At 70.4% G+C, this 18,254-nt stretch carries 18 protein-coding genes and 1 pseudogene; 12 read left to right on the top strand and 7 right to left on the bottom strand.

Features of this window, described 5'->3' with window-relative positions; genetic code table 11:
* The first annotated feature begins 132 nt into the window (after window positions 1–132).
* Window positions 133–918, top strand: coding sequence for a restriction endonuclease (locus BY998_RS17700; protein ID WP_110352927.1), 786 nt, complete (start codon window positions 133–135; stop codon window positions 916–918).
* Between the two features lie 15 nt (window positions 919–933).
* Here BY998_RS17700 and BY998_RS17705 read toward each other — a convergent pair whose 3' ends face one another.
* Window positions 934–2,226, bottom strand: a complete 1,293-nt coding sequence (locus BY998_RS17705; protein WP_110352928.1) for a PepSY-associated TM helix domain-containing protein — start codon at window positions 2,224–2,226, stop codon at window positions 934–936.
* 422 nt (window positions 2,227–2,648) lie between these two features.
* On the opposite strand from BY998_RS17705, the gene BY998_RS17710 reads away from it, so the two are divergent.
* Both BY998_RS17710 and BY998_RS17715 read left to right on the top strand, forming a co-directional pair.
* The gene (locus BY998_RS17710) at window positions 2,649–4,841 is read left to right on the top strand and encodes a PBP1A family penicillin-binding protein (RefSeq protein WP_110352929.1); all 2,193 of its coding nucleotides are present in this window, start codon (window positions 2,649–2,651) and stop codon (window positions 4,839–4,841) included.
* A gap of 319 nt (window positions 4,842–5,160) precedes the next feature.
* Window positions 5,161–6,231, top strand: a complete 1,071-nt coding sequence (locus BY998_RS17715) for an adenylate/guanylate cyclase domain-containing protein (RefSeq protein WP_110352930.1) — start codon at window positions 5,161–5,163, stop codon at window positions 6,229–6,231.
* A 36-nt stretch (window positions 6,232–6,267) separates the two neighbouring features.
* Here BY998_RS17715 and BY998_RS17720 read toward each other — a convergent pair whose 3' ends face one another.
* Window positions 6,268–6,666 (bottom strand): MAPEG family protein, encoded by a 399-nt coding sequence (locus tag BY998_RS17720; protein WP_110352947.1) that lies wholly within the window; start codon window positions 6,664–6,666, stop codon window positions 6,268–6,270.
* A gap of 276 nt (window positions 6,667–6,942) precedes the next feature.
* Here BY998_RS17720 and BY998_RS17725 point away from each other — a divergent pair, with 276 nt between their 5' ends.
* Both BY998_RS17725 and BY998_RS17730 read left to right on the top strand, forming a co-directional pair.
* Window positions 6,943–7,842 carry an AAA family ATPase gene (locus BY998_RS17725; protein ID WP_110352931.1) on the top strand — a complete coding sequence of 300 codons (900 nt, stop codon included), beginning with the start codon at window positions 6,943–6,945 and terminating at the stop codon, window positions 7,840–7,842.
* Complete coding sequence (locus tag BY998_RS17730; RefSeq protein ID WP_110352932.1) at window positions 7,832–8,338, top strand: hypothetical protein; 507 nt, start codon at window positions 7,832–7,834, stop codon at window positions 8,336–8,338. The genes BY998_RS17725 and BY998_RS17730 overlap by 11 nt, the downstream gene beginning before the upstream one ends.
* Window positions 8,339–8,489: 151 nt before the next feature.
* On the opposite strand, the gene BY998_RS17735 is transcribed toward BY998_RS17730, so the two are convergent.
* The 3 genes from BY998_RS17735 to groES all read right to left on the bottom strand — a co-directional run bounded on the left by BY998_RS17735 (window position 8,490) and on the right by groES (window position 10,993).
* Window positions 8,490–8,702 carry a hypothetical protein gene (locus tag BY998_RS17735; protein ID WP_245421633.1) on the bottom strand — a complete coding sequence of 71 codons (213 nt, stop codon included), beginning with the start codon at window positions 8,700–8,702 and terminating at the stop codon, window positions 8,490–8,492.
* 272 nt (window positions 8,703–8,974) lie between these two features.
* Window positions 8,975–10,618, bottom strand: a complete 1,644-nt coding sequence (groL, locus tag BY998_RS17740; RefSeq protein WP_110352934.1) for a chaperonin GroEL — start codon at window positions 10,616–10,618, stop codon at window positions 8,975–8,977.
* An 84-nt stretch (window positions 10,619–10,702) separates the two neighbouring features.
* Window positions 10,703–10,993, bottom strand: coding sequence for a co-chaperone GroES (gene groES / locus BY998_RS17745; protein ID WP_110352948.1), 291 nt, complete (start codon window positions 10,991–10,993; stop codon window positions 10,703–10,705).
* A 213-nt stretch (window positions 10,994–11,206) separates the two neighbouring features.
* On the opposite strand from groES, the gene BY998_RS17750 reads away from it, so the two are divergent.
* The 3 genes from BY998_RS17750 to glcE all read left to right on the top strand — a co-directional run bounded on the left by BY998_RS17750 (window position 11,207) and on the right by glcE (window position 15,188).
* Window positions 11,207–12,199 carry a magnesium transporter CorA family protein gene (locus BY998_RS17750; protein ID WP_110352935.1) on the top strand — a complete coding sequence of 331 codons (993 nt, stop codon included), beginning with the start codon at window positions 11,207–11,209 and terminating at the stop codon, window positions 12,197–12,199.
* 165 nt (window positions 12,200–12,364) lie between these two features.
* Window positions 12,365–13,810: a polysaccharide biosynthesis C-terminal domain-containing protein gene (locus tag BY998_RS17755; RefSeq protein ID WP_110352936.1), complete on the top strand. Its 1,446-nt coding sequence runs from the start codon at window positions 12,365–12,367 to the stop codon at window positions 13,808–13,810.
* Window positions 13,811–13,997: 187 nt separating this feature from the next.
* Window positions 13,998–15,188 carry a glycolate oxidase subunit GlcE gene (gene glcE, locus BY998_RS17760; RefSeq protein ID WP_110352937.1) on the top strand — a complete coding sequence of 397 codons (1,191 nt, stop codon included), beginning with the start codon at window positions 13,998–14,000 and terminating at the stop codon, window positions 15,186–15,188.
* 44 nt (window positions 15,189–15,232) lie between these two features.
* On the opposite strand, the pseudogene BY998_RS24810 reads toward glcE, so the two are convergent.
* Window positions 15,233–15,496: pseudogene (locus tag BY998_RS24810) on the bottom strand (inorganic phosphate transporter); the annotation flags it as partial.
* A gap of 356 nt (window positions 15,497–15,852) precedes the next feature.
* On the opposite strand from BY998_RS24810, the gene BY998_RS17770 reads away from it, so the two are divergent.
* The 4 genes from BY998_RS17770 (at window position 15,853) to glpD (ending at window position 18,157) form a co-directional block, all read left to right on the top strand.
* Window positions 15,853–16,062: a hypothetical protein gene (locus BY998_RS17770; protein WP_110352938.1), complete on the top strand. Its 210-nt coding sequence runs from the start codon at window positions 15,853–15,855 to the stop codon at window positions 16,060–16,062.
* Between the two features lie 96 nt (window positions 16,063–16,158).
* Entirely contained in the window at window positions 16,159–16,344 is a 186-nt protein-coding gene (locus BY998_RS17775; RefSeq protein WP_110352939.1) for a hypothetical protein, read from the top strand.
* A gap of 8 nt (window positions 16,345–16,352) precedes the next feature.
* Window positions 16,353–16,649 carry a hypothetical protein gene (locus tag BY998_RS17780; protein ID WP_110352940.1) on the top strand — a complete coding sequence of 99 codons (297 nt, stop codon included), beginning with the start codon at window positions 16,353–16,355 and terminating at the stop codon, window positions 16,647–16,649.
* Window positions 16,646–18,157 (top strand): glycerol-3-phosphate dehydrogenase, encoded by a 1,512-nt coding sequence (gene glpD / locus BY998_RS17785; protein ID WP_110352941.1) that lies wholly within the window; start codon window positions 16,646–16,648, stop codon window positions 18,155–18,157. The genes BY998_RS17780 and glpD overlap by 4 nt, the downstream gene beginning before the upstream one ends.
* Here glpD and BY998_RS25090 read toward each other — a convergent pair.
* Window positions 18,145–18,254 (bottom strand): hypothetical protein (locus BY998_RS25090; protein WP_146221795.1); only part of this gene is annotated, 110 nt, incomplete at its 5' end. The genes glpD and BY998_RS25090 overlap by 13 nt on opposite strands.

The following is an 18,254-nucleotide window of genomic DNA, read 5'->3' on the forward strand; positions in this document are numbered from 1 at the left end:
TTATCCACACGCGATCCGCCGTCCCACCCGAGGGGCGGTGTTCCGCCGGCCGGTGGCGTTAGAGTTCGGGCAACGCCTGCCTGAAACAGTTCCCGCGAACCGGGCGAGGGGCCCGTCTACGCGGGAGAAACGATGTCCGGCCGGTCGCCCACCGCCACGCGCCTGTTCTGGACGATCGTGATCGGCTCCGGCGCGGGCATCTGGTACGGCCCGCCGGCCTTCGCGGCCACGGCGTTCGCCGGCCTCGCGATCCTCCTGCACCGCCTCGACCGTCCGCGTCGGTTCCGCTCGCTCGTGCGCCGCATCGCCCGGCGGCACGCGCCGATCCTGGCCCTGCGCCGCCACCAGGAGCGCTTCCTCGACGCCTACGGCAACACGATCGAGGATTGCTGGCTGCGCGAGCGGGACTATTTCGTGGAGCGCACGATCCTGCCCCTCGTCGAGGAGCGGGGCTTCGCCGAGGAGGCCGAGGCGCGCTTCGAGCAGATGGTCGAGATCGTCGAGCGCGTGGCCTGCGGCCAAAAGCTTCCCGAGAGCATCGAGACGCCGGAGGACGGCGTCGCCTACGAGCGCTACTGCGCCGATCTCCTTGAGGAGGCGGGCTGGCAGGCCCGGCCAACCGGGGCGAGCGGCGACCAGGGTTGCGACGTGATCGCGGAGCGGGCGGGGGTGCGCCTCGTCGTCCAGTGCAAACGCTACACGCGCCCCGTCGGCAACGCGGCGGTGCAGGAGGTGGCCGCGGCGGCCTTGCACTGGTCGGGCGACATGGCCGCCGTCGTCTCCAATGCAGGTTTCACCCCGGCCGCCCGCAAGCTTGCCGGTACCACCGGCGTGCTGCTCCTGCACCACGACGATCTGCTCGACCTCGCGCCCGTCCGCACCGGCGGCCGTCGCCGCATCCCGGCGCGCGAGCGCTGAGCGCCGCGCTCCGGTCTACTCCGCCGGCACGATGCGGCCGGCAGGCAGAAGGGCGGCCTTGCGGCGCACCGACAGGCGCGCGGCGCGCTTGCGCCACCAGATCACGACGCCCGTGACCGACAGCATCGCCACCACGAGGCCCATGAGCGAGATCAGGATGCGTCCCGGCAGGCCGAGGATGCGGCCCGAATGCACCGGGAACTGCGCCTGCACGAAGATGTCGGCGGCGGTGCCGACCCAGGGCTGCCGGTCACCGATCACGCGGCCATCCGCCCCGTCGAAATAGATCGCCGCCGGGCCGACGCCGGCCGCACCGTGGTCGTCGCCGGGCTTGAAGTAGCGCGCGGTGTAGAAGCCCTGCAGCGGCGAATAGGCCAGCGCGCCGACCGGCTCCTTCCAGCCGCGGCGCTCCCCTTCCGCGCGGGCGGCGTCGAGGATGCGCGCGTAGTCGACGCCCGGCTCGATCGGCTTGAGGGGCGAAGCGAAGGGACGGGTGTTCGCGGGCTCGGGCGTCACCTGCGAGACGCTCGACATCAGCGGCAGGAACACCTCGCGGTAGAGGTTGAGCGAGAAGGCCGTGAAGGCGAGCAGGAACAGCAGCGCGAAGGTCCAGAGGCTGACCGCCCGGTGCAGGTCGAAGGTGATGCGATAGGGGCTTCCCGCCGTCTTCACCTTCCAGGCCGGCTTCCAGCGCGACCACCAGCCCCGCCCGAGCTGCCGCTCGACCGCGGCGGGGCGCGCAGGGTTGGCAGCCTTACGCACCGGTAGGGTGAGGTAGAAGCCGACGAAGGAATCGAGCGTCCAGACGATGGCGACGATTCCGAGCAGCCAGATGCCCCAGCGGTCCTGGCCCCACATCTCCGGCAGGTGCAGGGAGAAGTGCAGCTTGTAGAGGAAGGAGATCAGCGTCTCCCGCGTGATCGGCCAGACCTGACCCCATTCCCGCCGGCCGAGTTCGTCCCCCGTGACCGGGTCGAGGAACACTTGGTTGTAGTCCAGGCTGTGCAGGCGGCCGCTCTCAGCATCGACCCGCGGCATCACGAACAGCGCGAGCGACGCACCGGGCTCGGCCGCCAGGGGAGCGTAAGCCACCCGCGCGCGGGGATCGCGGGCCTCGAAGCGCCGCGCGAGTTCGAGGGCGGGCAGCGCCTCGCCCCGGCTCTCGACCGTGTGAAGGTGCGGGTTGAGGAGATCGTCGAGTTCGTGGTCCCACGAGATCACGGCGCCGGTCAGCCCCGCCACGAACAGGAAGGCGGCGATCGTCAGGCCGGCCCAGCGGTGCAGGAGAACGAAGAGCGCGCGCGCCATCAAACCCTCGGGTCCGGTGTCCTGGAACGCCGGCCCCGGGGGCGCGGCGGGTCGTCGCCTCGAGCGCGTCCGGGCGGACCCGGTTTCGGTCCGTTCGAGGCTCGGGGCTCTCGGGCTGCGGGCGCCGCGAAAGCGGGACTACTCGTTAGAGTGTCCCGCGCCGCCGCGCCACTGCTTTGATCGTGCACCAATGGATCATGCATGAAGATCCGGTAAACGGCCCGGAGCCGTGCCCGCGCTGGTTTAAGATCCCTTAAACCCGCCGCAATTACTCTCTCAGAGGCAGGGGGGCGGACCGGTCGGGACGCCCGCTTGGATCAGGTCCGGCGGGCCGTATCCGTCCGGATGATCGCTGAGGGGAGCACGGTCGCGGGAGGCCCACGGTCGACAGATCGACCGCCGGCCCCGGACGCTGGGAACGCATGGCGCAGGCACGCGGACGCAAACCACGCAGCGAGCCCACCTTCGACATCCCGGAAGGGAGCGAACCGGGGCGCCTCGACGTACGCCTGTCCCGCAGCGACCGCTCGGGCGGCGGGTCCGCGCCGCGCGGCAGCGGGCGCGCGGGCGCCGCTCCCAAGGCCAAGAGCCGCAAATCGTCCGGCGGCGCTGGAGGCCGGCGCCCGCCGCGGCGGCGCTCCTGGCTCGGCCGTCTGGTCTATGCCGGCGTGGTGCTCGGCATCTGGGCGGCGATCGGGCTGGCCGGCCTCATCGCCTACCACGCCTCGCAGCTTCCCCCGATCGACCAGCTCAGCGTCCCCAAGCGCCCGCCCAACATCGCGATCCTGGCCAGCGACGGCAGCCTGCTCGCCAATCGCGGCGAGACCGGCGGACGCGTCGTCTCGATCAAGGAGTTGCCGCCCTACCTGCCCCGCGCTTTCGTGGCGATCGAGGATCGGCGCTTCTACGACCATTTCGGCATCGATCCCGTCGGCGTCGCCCGCGCGGTGACGCAGAACCTGACCCGGCGCGGGCTGGCCCAGGGCGGCTCGACCCTGACGCAGCAGCTCGCCAAGAACCTGTTCCTGACGCCCGAGCGCTCCGCCTCGCGCAAGATCCAGGAGGCGATCCTGGCCCTGTGGTTGGAGCACAAATACACCAAGGACGAGATCCTCGAACTCTACCTGAATCGGGTCTATTTCGGCGCGGGCGCCTACGGCGTCGAGGCCGCGGCGCAGCGCTACTTCGGCAAGCCCGCCAAGAACGTGACGCTGGCCGAGGCCGCCATGCTCGGCGGCCTCGTGCAGGCGCCCTCGCGGCTGGCGCCGAACCGCAACCTCAAGGCAGCCCAGGCGCGCGCCGCCCAGGTGCTCGCGGCCATGGAGGAGTTGGGCTTTGCCAAGAGCGCCGACGCGAAGGTCGCCCTGGCCCAGCCGGCCCGGCCCGCCTCGACCCGCGGCGGCGGCTCGCCGAACTACGTCGCCGACCTCGTCATGGACGTGCTCGACGATTTCCTGCCGAAGTTCGACGAGGACATCGTCGTCGCCACCACCGTGGATGCGGGCCTGCAATCGACCGGCGAGAAGGCGCTCACCGACGAGCTGAACGCCAAGGGCGCCCGCTACAATGTCGGCCAGGGCGCCCTCGTCTCGATGCGGCCCGACGGCGCGATCCGGGCGCTGGTGGGCGGGCGCGACTACGCGCAGAGCCAGTTCAACCGCGCCACCACCGCCAAGCGCCAGCCGGGCTCGGCCTTCAAGCCCTTCGTCTACCTCGCCGCCGTCGAGAAGGGACTGACCCCCGACACGATGCGCGAGGACGCGCCCGTGCGGATCGGCAACTGGGCGCCCGAGAACTACTCCCACAATTACCGCGGCGCGGTCTCCCTGCGCGAGGCGCTGGCGCTCTCGCTCAACACGGTCGCGGTGAAGCTCGGCCAGGAGGTCGGTCCGAAGGCGGTGGCGCAGACGGCTCAAAGGCTCGGCATCGCTTCCCCGCTCCAGGCCAACGGCTCGATCGCGCTGGGCACCTCGGAGGTCACGCCGCTGGAGCTGGTCGGCGCCTATTGCGCCTTCGCCAATGGCGGCACGGGCGTGATCCCCTACGTCATCGCGACCATCAAGAGCGCCAACGGCAAGGTGCTCTACAAGCGCGGCGAGGGCGGGCTCGGCCGCGTCATCGACCCGAACGCGGTCGGCATGATGAACGCGATGATGCACGAGGTCTTCACCGCGGGCACGGCCCGCAAGGGCGACATCCCGGGCTGGGAACTCGCGGGCAAGACCGGCACGAGCCAGGATTTCCGCGATGCGTGGTTCGTGGGCTACTCGGCCACCCTCGTGACCGGCGTCTGGCTCGGCAACGACGACGGCGAGCCCACCAAGAAGGCCTCGGGCGGCAACCTGCCGGTGGACATCTGGAAGACCTACATGACCGCCGCGCTCAAGGGTGAGAAGCCCGTCGGCCTGCCGGGCATGAACCGCTGGCGCGCCCCGCGCCCCGAGGCGCAGCCCGAGCGCGAGAGCGGCCCCGGCGGCCTAATCGGCGCGCTTTTGGGAGAACCGGAGCACACCGCCTCCGCCCTCCCCCCGCGTCCGGTCCCCGGCGCCCGGCCGCGCGGCCCGAGCCAGGACGACCGCAACTTCTTGGAGAAGCTGTTCGGAATCGGCGACTAGGGTTGCCTGAACATCCCGGAACGGGCGTCTGAAACCACCCGCTCCGTTTCGGTCTCGGGCGGGGCCGGCGCGTGGTCCGAACCCTGCATCGGCGCTCACGCCACATTCGCGCCACGATGCGGGAATGAGCCTGCGCGGCCCGAGGCTCGGCGCGGATGTTTCGTTCGCGCCGCCGGGCGACCGAGAGAGGGACTTCCGTGCCGACCCGCCTGCCCCGACACCGTTCGCAGGGCTTTCCGGGCCCGGCGCGCGCGCCGGGCGCCGAGACGCTGCTCGAACCGTTCGTCACGACGTTCGCCCGCCATCGGAGCCGAGGCTGATGCTGCCGCACCATCGCTGGTTCTGGCTGCTGATCCTGCTCGCGGCCGGCGGGGCGGGCCTGCTCTACAACGTCATCTTCGCGGGTGGGGCGACGCCGGCGGCCGGCTTCACCTACGGGCTCTGCGTCGGCATCTCGGCGCTCGCCTTCGATCGCGGCGTGCTGCTCTCGGGCGTCCAGTCGCGCATCCGGCGCCTGCCCGCCGGACTCTACGTCGTTGCCGCGGAACTCTCCTACGTGGCGATGATCGTGGTCGGGAACGCGCTCGGCGGCTTCGTCGTCTGGCTGCTCGGCCTGACCGGCGACAGCCTGGAGGAGGCGGTGCGGACGACGCCGCGGGTGCTGGCCTACGCGCTCGCCGTCTCGGCCCTGCTCGTCTTCGTGATCCGCATGCGCGACCTAATCGGCGGCGAGGTCTTCATCAACTTCCTCATCGGCCGCTACCACCGCCCGGTCGAGGAGGAGCGCATCTTCCTGTTCCTCGACGTGGTGGGCTCCACCGCCTTCGCCGAGACGCACGGCGACCTTCGGGCGCAGGAATTCCTGAGCGCCGTCTTCGCCACCCTGGCCGAGCCCGTGCGCCGCTTCCACGGCTCGACGGACGATTACATCGGCGACCTCGCCATGATCACCTGGCCGATGGAGCGCGGCCTCAAGGACGCGCGCTGCGTCGCCTGCCTGTTCGCCGTGCGCGACCGGATCGAGGCCGAGGCCGCGGCCTGGGAAGAGCGGTTCGGCAGCGTGCCGCGCCTGCGGGCCGGCCTGCACGGCGGACCGGTGGTGACGGCGGAAGTCGGGGTCGACCGGCACAAGATCGCCTATTTCGGAGATGCCGTGAACGTGGTCGCCCGGGTCGAGGCCCTGTGCCGGCCGCTCGGCGTCGACACCCTGATCTCGGAGGATCTGCTCGCCCGCCTGCCGCGTCTGCCCGAGGGCGTCACCGTCCGCCCGATGGGCACCCAGGTGCTGCGCGGGCGCGGCCAGCCGCTCTCGGTCGCGACGCTCGAGCGGAACAGGGCGATCGAGGCCGCGCCGCAAAGTCCGGCGGCATCGGCCATCGCCGTGCGCTGACCCGGTGGCCGAAGGCCGGCCCGATCTCGAAGACCGTCAGGCGCTCCGGAACAGCAGCAGGATCGCCGCGACCGCCATCACGGCCAGCGTCGCGATGATGCCGCCGCCGCGGCAGGCGAACTGGCGCGGCGAGTTGACCGGGGCGAACATGCCGATCGGGTGCAGGATGCGGGCGATCACCAGCACGATCAGCAGGCCGCGGACCCAGCCGGGCGCGCCGCCGGCCGCCTCGTAGAGCCCGATCAGGATCAGGGTGAACGGAACGTATTCCTGGAAATTCGCGTGCGAGCGGATGCGCCGCTGCAGCCCGTCCTGCCCACCGTCGCCGAACAGCACGTTGCCGCCGAGCCGGCCGCCGATCACCCATCCGGACAGGCCGGCGTAGATCAGGCCCAGGATCGCGGCGTAGAAGGCGGTGATCGTCGGAAACGTCATGAGGCGGATCGTCCTGGCGGGCGCATCCCCGGAATGGCGGATGTCGTCGGCGTTTCGCAAAAGACGGTCATCCCAGCCTTGTTCCGCACCACACGCGATCGCGAACGGCCCTTTCGCCGCGACCGGTCGCGCAGGCGTCGAAACCCGGTCATCCTCCGGTGCAAAGTCCGTTATCGGCGCCTGGATACCGGCTGACCTATGTTGCCCCGAGCTTATCGGATGAGGCATGCGGGGCCGATCCGATCCGGCGGGGCGGCGGCGCGGAAGGGGCGAGCGGTGGGCGGCAAGCTGATTGCGGTGGCGAACATGAAGGGCGGGGTCGGCAAGACCACGACCGTCGTGATGCTCGCCGAGGCTCTGGCCGCGGGCGGGTCGCGGGTACTGGTGATCGATCTCGACCCGCAATCCAGCGTGTCCGTCTGCCTCGCGGGCGATGCGATGCTGGGCCAGATGATCACCCGCGGGCGCACGCTCGAAGCCTATCTCGCCCTCAAGCTCATCACTCGGCACAAGCCGGATCTGGCTGCCCGCATCCAGCCGGGCGTCAGCCTGACGATGCACAAGAACGCTCCCCTCACCCTATCGCTTCTGCCCTCCGGCCCGCATCTGCGTCTCATCGAGCGTGAGATCATCTACGAACTGACCGAGCGCAAATTCTCGATGCACGCGATCGAGGACAAGCTCTGGAAGATCTTCCACGAGGATTTCGTCCCGTTGGCCGAATCCTACGATTACGTGTTCTTCGATTGTGCCCCGGGCATCTCTCCCATGACCGAGGTGGCGGTGCGGGCCGCCGACCTCGTGCTCGTGACCTCGATCCCGGACTTTCTCTCGACCTACGGCCTCAACGCCTTCGTCGAGACGATCTGGCGGCGCACGACGCGGCAGGCGAGCCATATTGCGCCCAAGAGCGCGCCCTACGTCCTCGTGACCCGATTCCAGGCCCAGGTGCGCCAGCATCAGCAGACCCTGGCCCGGCTCCAGGCGGAGGCCGATGCCGCTGATGCGGGCTTCCGGCTCCTCGAAACCCGCATCCCGCAGGCGGCCGCGCTCGCCGATGCGCTGGTGCCGACGAATGGGGCGCCCCCGACCTTCTCGGCCAAGTATGGCGCCCATGTCCCGAACGTGCTGATTCCGCTCGTCGCGGAAGTGAAGGAAATCCTCCATGGCCCTTGATGTCGACGGTTTCGCGGTGCTGCAGGCGATCGCCGCCGCCCCCGAGGCGTTCCCCGACATCCGCACCGAGATCCCAAGGGCCGCCCGCGGCCTCGTCGTGCGCCAGCTGAAGGCGCGGGCCCTGCGCCCGGCCTCCCTGCGCCTGATCCGCGAGGTGCTGGGTGGCGAGACCTTCGCCCTGATCGCCGACGGCATGAGCGAGGCGGAGGTGAAGGGCGTCGTCACGCGCCTCGACCCGCACCATCCCTCGCTCAAGACCGCGACGCCGGGCTGGCATCGGCATCGCCTCACGGCCCTGGCTGCCGGGGAAGCGCCGCTGCGCAAGGGGGAATCGGCCGCCGCCGCCAAGCCGGCCGCGGCCCGGGAGCCCCAGCCCGAGCGCGCCCTCGCCAGCCGTCCCTTCGCGGCAACCTGGGACGGCAAGGACCACGACGCGCCCGCGCGAAAGCCGGAGCGCGACAAGAAGGACAAGAAGTCCAAGAAGAAGAAGGGCTGAAAGCTGCCGGCCCGTGCCGGCGCGACCCAGGTCCTGTTTTCGACGCGCCTTTTGAAGAAGCGGTGGCCGCTTCGTCGGCGGGCGCCGCTCTAAGTCATTGTTGTGCCGCGCATTTCCCGACGAACCGGCATCCACTTCGTCGGAAAGCGCTCTAGCGTTCGTCCGGGAACAGGATCGCGTAGCGCGCCTGGAGGGCCGCGAGCCGGCCTTGGCCCTGCAGCACCGCCACCCGGTGGTCGCGCACGACGGCGAGGAGCCCGTCGGCCATCTCCGCCTCGCCGGTCAGGAATGCCCGCTCCGAGATCAGGGCGAGCTGATCGGCCATCAGGCCGTCGATCCGGATCCCGTCGGCAAGGGTTCGCATCAGGCTCTGCATCTCGTGGCGAGACGAGGAGGCGTGAGGGGATGGGACGGGTGTTCGGTCGGGCACGGGATTGACTGGGGATCAGGCCTGAGAAGCGTTCCAGCTTCCCTGCCCGCCGGGCCTGCGGCTATTGCATAGGATAGGTCGAGCCCACCTTTTTCCAGGGCACCGTCCGGCGTGCCCGGCATGGCCGCCCGGGCCCGTCCGTCGCAACGAAAGAGGGGCCGCCTCTCGGCGACCCCCCTTCTCGTTTCGCGCTCGGTGGCGTGGACTTAGAAGTCCATGCCGCCCATGCCGCCGCCGCCCGGCATCGCCGGGGCGCCGCTGTCCTTCTTCGGCGCGTCGGCGACCATGGCTTCCGTGGTCACCAGCAGGCCGGCGACGGAGGCCGCGTCCTGAAGGGCGGTGCGCACGACCTTGGCCGGATCGACGATGCCGGCCTGGATCATGTCGACGTACTCTTCGGTCTGGGCGTTGAAGCCGTAGGTCTCGGAGCCGGTGTTGTCGGTGATCTTGCCGACCACGATCGAGCCTTCGACGCCCGCGTTCTGGGCGATCTGGCGCAGCGGGGCCTCAAGAGCCTTGAGGACGATCTTGATGCCGGCCTGGACGTCCGGGATGTCGGACTTCAGCTCGGCGACCGCCTTCTTGGCGCGCAGGAGGGCCGTGCCGCCGCCCGGAACGATGCCCTCTTCCACCGCAGCGCGGGTGGCGTTGAGCGCGTCGTCCACGCGGTCCTTCTTCTCCTTGACCTCGACCTCGGTCGCGCCGCCGACGCGGATCACCGCGACGCCGCCCGCGAGCTTGGCCAGACGCTCCTGGAGCTTCTCACGATCGTAGTCCGAGGTGGTCTCCTCGATCTGCGCCTTGATCTGGCCGACGCGGGCCTCGATGTCGGCCTTCTCGCCGAGACCGTCGATGATCGTGGTGGTCTCCTTCTCGATGCGGACGCGCTTGGCGCGGCCGAGCATCGGCAGGGCGACGTTCTCGAGCTTGATGCCGAGATCCTCGGAGATGGTCTGGCCCTTGGTGAGGATCGCGATGTCCTCGAGCATCGCCTTGCGGCGATCGCCGAAGCCGGGCGCCTTCACGGCCGCGACCTTGAGGCCGCCGCGCAGCTTGTTCACCACGAGCGTGGCGAGCGCCTCGCCCTCGATGTCCTCGGCGATGATGACGAGCGGCTTGCCGGTCTGCACCACGGCCTCGAGCACCGGCAGCATCGGCTGCAGAGAGGAGAGCTTCTTCTCGTGGATGAGGATGTAGGGATCCTCGAGCTCGGCGACCATCTTCTCGGCGTTGGTCACGAAGTACGGCGAGAGGTAGCCGCGGTCGAACTGCATGCCCTCGACGACGTCGAGTTCGGTCTCGGCCGTCTTGGCCTCCTCGACGGTGATGACGCCCTCGTTGCCCACCTTCTGCATGGCGTGGGCGATCATCTCGCCGATCTCCTTGTCGCCGTTGGCGGAGATCGTGCCGACCTGGGCGACTTCCTCGGAGGAGGCGACCTTCTTGGCGCGAGCGGTGATGTCCTTCACAGCGGCGGCCGTGGCGAGGTCGATGCCGCGCTTCAGGTCCATCGGGTTAATGCCGGCGGCGACGTACTTGGCGCCCTCGCGGACGATGGCCTGGGCCAGCACGGTCGCGGTGGTGGTGCCGTCACCGGCGATGTCGTTGGTCTTCGAGGCCACTTCGCGCACCATCTGGGCGCCCATGTTCTCGAAGCGGTCGGCGAGCTCGATCTCCTTGGCGACGGTGACGCCGTCCTTGGTGATGCGGGGAGCGCCGAAGCTCTTCTCGATCACGACGTTGCGGCCCTTGGGGCCGAGGGTGACCTTGACGGCATCCGCGAGGATGTCGACGCCGCGCAGCATCTTGTCGCGAGCGTCGGCGGAGAAACGAACGTCTTTCGCTGCCATGTGAGTACCTGCCTCAGATGAGAGTGTCGGATGCCCTGAAGCCCGCGGGAGCGGCCTCGAAGGGCGGTGAAGCGGGTGTCGGCCTTAGGCGGCGACGACGCCCATGATGTCGGATTCCTTCATGATGAGGAGATCCTGGCCGTCGATCTTGACCTCGGTGCCGGACCACTTGCCGAACAGCACGCGGTCACCGACCTTCACGTCGAGGGCGTTGACGCGGCCCTGCTCGTCACGGGCACCCGGGCCGACGGCGATGATCTCGCCCTCCTGCGGCTTCTCCTTGGCGGTGTCCGGAATGATGATGCCGCCCTTCGTCTTCTCTTCGCTCTCGATGCGACGGACGACGACGCGGTCGTGCAGCGGACGGAACTTCATGAGCTGCCCTCTTGCTTCGAAATTGCGGTTGGTCTTCATGCGGCCGGAGGCGACCGCGCTCCACCCAGTTTGTTAGCACTCCTAACGAGTGAGTGCTAACGACGGTCGCGAGATAGGCCCGCGCCGGAAGCGAGTCAAGGCGCCGCTTCTCCCAGGCGGCTGCGCGGTCGCAGGAATGTTCCGGCCGGCGCCGGATCGGGGAAGACGCACGCGATGATCAGCCTTCACGGGCCCGACGGCGCGGTCGAGGCCGGCGGTGCCGGCTCGCCGGGTCACGCCGTCTGGATCGACCTGAACGATCCGACCGCCGAAGAGGCGGCCCAGGTCGAGCGGACGACGGGTATCCGCGTGCCCTCGCGCTCGGCGCTCAGCGAGGTTGAAACGTCGAGCCGCCTGCGGCGCAACCGCGACGGCCTCTCCCTCTCGACGCCGATGGTGACCTTCGATCGGGCCGATTTCAGCCTGAAGCCTCTCGGCTTCCTGCTCACGCCCGACCACCTCGTCACCGTGCGCTTCCACGACCTGCGCGCCATCGACGCCGTGCGCAAGCGCGTGAACGAGCGGGACGGTGACGGCAGCACGAGCACGCGCATGTTCCTGCTCGTGGTCGAGGAACTGGTCGACAACCTCGCCGACCTCCTTGAGGAGATGTCGGCCGACCTCGATGCCCTGTCCACGCGCATCTTCGACTTCGACGCCGGCGCCCGGCCCGGCGCGCGCAAAGGGGACGCGACCGCCCCGAAGCGCCGCGACCTCGCCCTGCGCCGCCTGCTCCGCGCGGTCGGGCGCCACGGCAAGTCGCTGGCGAAGGTCCGCGCGAGCCTGCTCGGGCTCGGGCGGGTCGTGGCCTTCGCCAAGGGCGAGTGCGGCCAGATCCTCGCGGAGGACGACCTGCCCCGCTTCGACACCCTGGCGCAGGACATCGCCTCGCTGGACGAGTTCGAGACGCGGATGTCCGAAACCGTTCAGTTCCTGCTCGACGCCACCCTCGGGCTCATCAACATCGAGCAGAACAACGCCTTCCGGGTTCTCACCGTCGTCTCGGTGGTCGGCGTGCCCCCAACCCTGGTGGCGTCGATCTACGGCATGAACTTCAAGCACATGCCCGAACTGGACTGGGTTTACGGCTACCCCTACGGCCTCGCGCTCGTCGCGATCTCGGCCGTCATGCCGCTGATCTATTTCCGGGTGAAGGGCTGGCTCTGAGCACCGGATCACGAATCCGAGTGCCGCAATCCGTTTAGCCTGTCGCTTCAGGCTTCCTTTGCCGCCGGCTGCGAGGCTCGCGCCTTGAGAAAGCCCCTCGAACCTGATGAGGGGGCACGAAAAGGAGCCCCGGGCTCGACCCGTGGGCGCGCGAATTCCTGAGCCATGGCCGTCATCGCCGCCTTCGTCCTGAATGCCGGGCTGAACTTCGTCCTCGGCATCGCCATCGCCCGGATGCTGGGGCCGGCCGATTTCGGCCGCTTCGCGCTGGCCACGGCTGGGGCGGTGGTGCTCAACACCATTCTGTTCGAGTGGCTGCGCCTCTCGGCGACGCGGTTCTACTCCGCCCGCGTGCGTGAGGCCGAGCCCTGGATCCGCCAGGGGCTCGACCGGGCCTACGCCGTTCTCGCCCTCTCCCTGTTCGCCGCCGCCGCGCTCTGCGCCGGGCTCGGGATCGCCGTCGATCCGACCCCGCAGGGCCACCTCGTCATGACCGCCGGCACCATGGTCGCGGCCATCGGCATCGGCCTTTTCGACTATCACGCCGCGCTCGCCCGCGCCCGCTTCATCGGCGGCGCCTATCTGCGGCTCGTGGTGTGGAAGAACGCGCTGGCCTTCGTGCTGATGGCCGGCACGGCGTATCTCTTTCCCCAACCGGTCTGGGTGCTGATCGCGGCCGGCGTGAGTCAGTTCCTGGCGGTGCTCCCCCTGCGGAAGGTGCTCGGGGACGCGCCTGCCCGTCCCCACGGGAGAGGCCGCGAGACGCTGCGCCTGTTCGCGGCCTACGGCCTGCCCCTGATCGCGGCCAACGCCGTCTATCAGATCATGCCCTTCCTCAACCGTGCCGCCATCGCCGGCACGGCGGGCTTCGCCGAGGCCGGCTACTTCGCGCTCGCCGCCGATCTCGGCTCGCGGGCCTTCTCGACGCTGGGCGCCGCGCTCGACCTGCTGCTGTTCCAGATCGCCGTTCAGGCGGAGGAGCACCATGGCCGCGAGGCGGCGGAGGCACAGGTCTCGCGCAACATCGCCGTGGTGGTGGCCCTGCTCCTGCCCTGCGCCGCCGGCTACTGGGCGGTCACGCCGGCACTCCAGGCGCTGATCGTGCCCGAGGCGTTCCGGGGACCGTTCGCGGGCTACACCAACCTCCTGATCCCGGGGCTGTTCTTCCTGTCGATCATGAACTTCGCCCTCAACCCGATCTTCCAGATCCGCCGCCGCACGAGCCCGGTCGTGGCCGCCGCCCTGCTGGGTCTCGCGGTCAACGGCCTCGGCCTCGCGCTGCTGCCCCGGCTGATGGGTCCCGAGGGTGTCGCCGTCGCGCAGACCCTCGGTCTTCTCGCGGCGGTCGCCCTGCTCGCCGTTCGGGCGCTGACGGGATCGCAGCGCTTGCGCCTGCCCCTGCGCGACCTCTCGCTCACGGCCGGCGCCTGTCTCGCCATGCTCCTGGCCGTGCTGCCCCTGCGCGGATTGGAGCCGATCCTGGCCCTGCCGGCCTGCATCGCGGCCGGCGTCGCCGTCTACGGCGCGCTGGTCTGGCTCCTCGACATCGCCGGCCTGCGCAGCGCCCTGCGCGAGCGTTTCCCAAAGAGGCTCTCGGCGGCGGCCCGCTAGAGCGCTGTCCGACGGAGCGGACACCGGCTCGCTGAAAGATGCGCGGGAAACCAGGGAGCTAGAGACGCCGAGCTGCGGCGATCGGGTCTGATGCGGCTCCAGGGCCGGCTTGCCAGAGCGCTCCAATCGGGGTTTGAGTCCGGCGGCTGCATAAGACGCCGAAAAGAAGCCCACGGGACGGAAAACGATGACCTCATACGCGCCGGCCAACGAGCAGGAGGCGGCCGCCATCGTGGCGCAGGCCGCCGGCCGGTCGGAACCGCTGCGGCTCGTCGGCGGTGGCACCAAGGCGGCGCTCGGCCGCCCGCCGCAGGACGAGGCGACACTCTCCGCTGCGAGGCTGACCGGCATCACCCTCTACGAGCCGGCCGAGATGGTGGTCGCGGCCCGCGCCGGCACGCCGCTCGCCGAGGTCGAGGCGCTGCTGGCCGAGCGCGGCCAGATGCTGCCCTTCGAGCCGATGGATCATCGCCCGCTCCTGGCCTCGACGGGCGAGCCCACCTTCGGTGCGGTGGCGGCAGCCAACAATTCGGGACCGCGCCGGATCAACGCCGGCGCGGCCCGCGACAGCCTGATCGGCGTGCGCTTCGTCAACGGCCGCGGCCAGCCGATCAAGTCGGGCGGGCGGGTGATGAAGAACGTCACCGGCCTCGACCTCGTGAAGCTGATGGCCGGCTCCTGGGGCACGCTGGGGCTGCTGACGGAGGTCACCTTCAAGGTCCTGCCGAAGCAGGAGCAGACGTCCACCCTCGTGCTGCCGGGGCTCGACGACACGGCAGCGGTCGAGGCGCTCTGCGCCGCCCTCGGCTCGCCCTTCGAGCTGACCGGCGCGGCCCATCTCCCGGCGGGGATCGGTGCGCCGGAGGCGCGCACGCTGATGCGCGTCGAGGGCTTCGCCAAGTCGGTCGCCTACCGGCTCGGCGAGCTGCGCCGCCTGCTGCGCCGCTACGGCGAACCGCGGATCGTCGAGGGCGAGGAGGGCGCCGCGCTCTGGCGCGCCGTGCGCGACGCCACCCCGCTCGCCGAACCCCGCGAGGCCGCGATCTGGCGCATCTCGACCGCGCCGACCCGCGGTCCGGCGGTGACGGCCGCGATCGCGGCGGGACGGCCGGCGCGCTGGTTCTACGATTGGGGCGGCGGCCTGATCTGGCTCGCCACCGAGGCGTCCGACGATGCCGGCGCCGCCACGATCCGGGCCGCGGTGAAGGCGGCGGGAAGCGGCCACGCTACCCTGGTGCGCGCCTCCGACGCCCTGCGCGCCGCGATCCCCGTCTTCGAGCCGCTGCCCGAGCCGCTGATGCGGATCACCGCCGGAATCAAGGCCGCGCACGACCCCGCCGGGATCTTCAACCCCGGCCGGATGTATGCGGGCGTCTGAGCAGGTCGCGCGTCAGAACAGCTGACGCAGGGCGGCGTAGAGCAGTGGAAGCCGTTCACGAACTCGAAGCCCAGCGCGATGAGGAGCGCGAGGCCCAGGAGCACGAAGGCGCCGATGGCGAGCGGCGGCTGGCCGGCGGCCTGCATGTCCGCGATGAGATTGTAGAGCGCGTAGCCGAGACCGCCGACGAGCACGAGGGCGAAGAGCGCCGGGCCGGCCGGATGCATCCGGCCGTCGAGGTCGGGGCCGCGCGATGTGGGAGCGGAGGCAGCCGAGCCTTGCCCCTCCAAGCTGACGGCGTCGGACATTCGAACCTCAGGTGCACGGTGGATCGGCAACGTGAGGCACGTCTGCCGGACCTCTCCCCGAGCCGCCGCGGGCGGTGGACAGGAGGCGGTCCGCCCACCACAATCGCCCCGTTCAGGTCCGGACGGCCGGGCCGGAACGAGGCGCGACCGGACTTTCGGTGGCGGGAGCTGCCGACGCCGGATCGGCCTAACAAGGGAATGGCCGGGCCGAAGTTCCGTGAACATTCGATAACGCGTGTGGGCGCCGAGCGGGAATCTTGAGGTATCGTGCCTGTGACTGAGAGAGTGCTGGTCGAGGCGAGGTCAGGGAGGCCGCGGCCTACGGCCGGCCGCTCCTGCGGCGGCGGGGCGCAGCCATGCTGACGGCCCTGCTCTCCCTGGCGCTCCTCGTCGTGCTAGTCCTGATGGTGGTGCGGCGGCGCCATCTGACCATTCTGATGAGTCTCGCCAGCCTGATCGGCGCGATACTCGGCCTGATCTGGCTTCAGGATCTCGGGCTGCTGCCGGGCTCGCAGGGGCCGCTGAGCCACAAGCGGCCGACCACGGTCGAGGATGTGCGCCGCTGAGCGCAGCCCTGGCGGGACGGAACTCTTCCGACCCTCGCGCGTCTGTTGCGGTGACACCGGCCCGTAGGCCGAAGCCCGTCCGAGTGGAGCTCACCGGTGCGCAATCTGATCCTCCTTCTGATCCTGGTCGGCGCCGGCTTCGTGCTGACCGCGATGTACATCGCACCGGGCCAGCCCGAGCTGCGCGGCTGGTACGAGACCAACGCCTGCCCGCATCTCGACCGGATCAGCCCGCAGATCTGCGCGCCCATCCGTGCCGCCCGGGGCGGCGATCGCATCTGAGGCAACGCTTGCGTCGCGCGCTCGACTGGTTCTTCCGCGATCGGCGCAGCGGCGCCATCGTGATCGGACAGTGGCCGAACCTGCCGCTCTGGATCTTCGCCGTGGCGGCGGGCGCGAGCTGGCTGCTGGAGATGGCGATGCCCGGCTTGCCGGTGCTGGTCTTCCTGATCCTGCGGATCGTCGCCCTCGTGAGCCTTGCGGTCTGGGCGGCGGATGAGATTTTTCGGGGCGTGAATCCCTGGCGGCGCTGCCTCGGCGCGGCCGTACTAGTTGGGCTGGTGCTCAGCCTTGCGGGCCGCCTGTGACAGCGAGCGAGCCCTACGATCTCCTCGTCATCGGCGGCGGCATCAATGGCACAGGCATCGCCCGCGACGCCGCCGGGCGGGGCCTGCGCGTGCTGCTCTGCGAGCGGGGGGATCTGGCCGAGCACACCTCCTCCGCCTCGACCAAGCTGATCCATGGCGGTCTGCGCTACCTCGAACACTACGAGTTCAGGCTGGTGCGGGAGGCCCTGGCCGAGCGCGAGCGTCTGATGCGGCTCGCGCCCCACATCATCTGGCCGCTGCGCTTCGTTCTGCCCCACGATGCGGGCCTGCGGCCGGCCTGGATGCTGCGGTTCGGCCTGTTCCTCTACGATCACCTCTCGCGCCTGAAGGCGCTGCCGGGCTCGCAGGCCCTGCGCCTGACCTGCGACGGCCTCGGGGCGCCGCTCCAGCCCCGGCTGACCCGCGGCTTCGCCTATTCCGATTGCTGGGTGGAGGACAGCCGCCTCGTCGTGCTCAACGCGGTCGATGCCGCCGAGCGCGGGGCGCAGATCCGCACCCGCACCACGGTCGAATCCGCCCGGCGCGAGGCCGGCGCCTGGACCGCCACGCTCTACGACGCCGAGGCGCGGCGCCGCGAGAGCGTGCGGGCGCGGATCGTCGTCAACGCCGCCGGGCCCTGGGTGGCCGAGACGCTGCTGCGCACGCTCTCGGTCGAGGCCCGGCCCAAGGTGCGCCTCGTGAAGGGCAGCCACATCGTGGTCCGGCGGCTCTACGAGGGCGCCCAGGCCTATATCCTGCAGCAGCCGGACAAGCGCATCGTCTTCGCCATTCCCTACGAGCGCGACTTCACCCTGATCGGCACCACCGATGTGGTGCATGAGGGGGGCCCCGGCCCGGTCGCGATCTCGGCCGAAGAGACCCGCTACCTCTGCGGCTGCATCAACCGCTCCTTCGTCCGGCAGGTCGGCCCCGACGACGTGGTCTGGAGCTTTTCCGGCCTGCGCCCGCTCTACGACGACGCGGCCGAGAACGCCTCGGCCGTTACCCGCGACTACGTGCTCGAACGCGATCTCGACGGCCCGCCCCTGCTCTCGGTCTTCGGCGGCAAGATCACGACCTATCGGCGGCTGGCCGAGCACGCTCTCGAAAAGCTCCGCCCGAGCCTGCCGGGCCTGCAACCCGCCTGGACGGGGACGATCCCCCTGCCCGGCGGCGATATCGGGGACGGGGATTTCGACGCCTTCTGCCGCCAGTTCGCGGGCGAGCGGCCCTTCCTGCCCGAGGCGACCGTCCGGCGGCTGGCCCGGGCCTACGGCACGCGGGCCGATCGCCTGCTCGGCGACGCACGCACGGTCGCCGATCTCGGCGAGACCTTCGACGGCGATCTCAGCGCCCGCGAGGTGGATTACCTCGTGGGTCACGAATGGGCGCGCAGCCCCGACGACATCCTCTGGCGCCGCTCGAAGCTGGGGCTGCGAACGGGCCGGGAAGCCGTGGCGCGGCTCGGACGCTACGTGGCGGACCGTGCCCGGTCTCAGCGTCCGTAGACGTCCTCGACGCGGATGATGTCGTCCTCGCCCGTGTAGGAGCCGACCTGCACCTCGATCAGTTCGAGCGGGATCTTGCCGGGGTTCGTCAGCCGGT

It is taken from the genome of Methylobacterium sp. B4, assembly GCF_003201865.1.
Classification (GTDB): Bacteria; Pseudomonadota; Alphaproteobacteria; order Rhizobiales; family Beijerinckiaceae; genus Methylobacterium.

Coding starts and splice junctions, on each gene's coding strand:
- BY998_RS17700 (WP_110352927.1), top strand. CDS start 133: ATGTCCGGCCGGTCGCCCACCGCCACGCGCCTGTTCTGGACGATCGTG.
- BY998_RS17705 (WP_110352928.1), bottom strand. CDS start 2,226: ATGGCGCGCGCGCTCTTCGTTCTCCTGCACCGCTGGGCCGGCCTGACG.
- BY998_RS17710 (WP_110352929.1), top strand. CDS start 2,649: ATGGCGCAGGCACGCGGACGCAAACCACGCAGCGAGCCCACCTTCGAC.
- BY998_RS17715 (WP_110352930.1), top strand. CDS start 5,161: ATGCTGCCGCACCATCGCTGGTTCTGGCTGCTGATCCTGCTCGCGGCC.
- BY998_RS17720 (WP_110352947.1), bottom strand. CDS start 6,666: ATGACGTTTCCGACGATCACCGCCTTCTACGCCGCGATCCTGGGCCTG.
- BY998_RS17730 (WP_110352932.1), top strand. CDS start 7,832: ATGGCCCTTGATGTCGACGGTTTCGCGGTGCTGCAGGCGATCGCCGCC.
- BY998_RS17735 (WP_245421633.1), bottom strand. CDS start 8,702: ATGCGAACCCTTGCCGACGGGATCCGGATCGACGGCCTGATGGCCGAT.
- groL (WP_110352934.1), bottom strand. CDS start 10,618: ATGGCAGCGAAAGACGTTCGTTTCTCCGCCGACGCTCGCGACAAGATG.
- groES (WP_110352948.1), bottom strand. CDS start 10,993: ATGAAGTTCCGTCCGCTGCACGACCGCGTCGTCGTCCGTCGCATCGAG.
- BY998_RS17750 (WP_110352935.1), top strand. CDS start 11,207: ATGATCAGCCTTCACGGGCCCGACGGCGCGGTCGAGGCCGGCGGTGCC.
- BY998_RS17755 (WP_110352936.1), top strand. CDS start 12,365: ATGGCCGTCATCGCCGCCTTCGTCCTGAATGCCGGGCTGAACTTCGTC.
- glcE (WP_110352937.1), top strand. CDS start 13,998: ATGACCTCATACGCGCCGGCCAACGAGCAGGAGGCGGCCGCCATCGTG.
- BY998_RS17770 (WP_110352938.1), top strand. CDS start 15,853: ATGCTGACGGCCCTGCTCTCCCTGGCGCTCCTCGTCGTGCTAGTCCTG.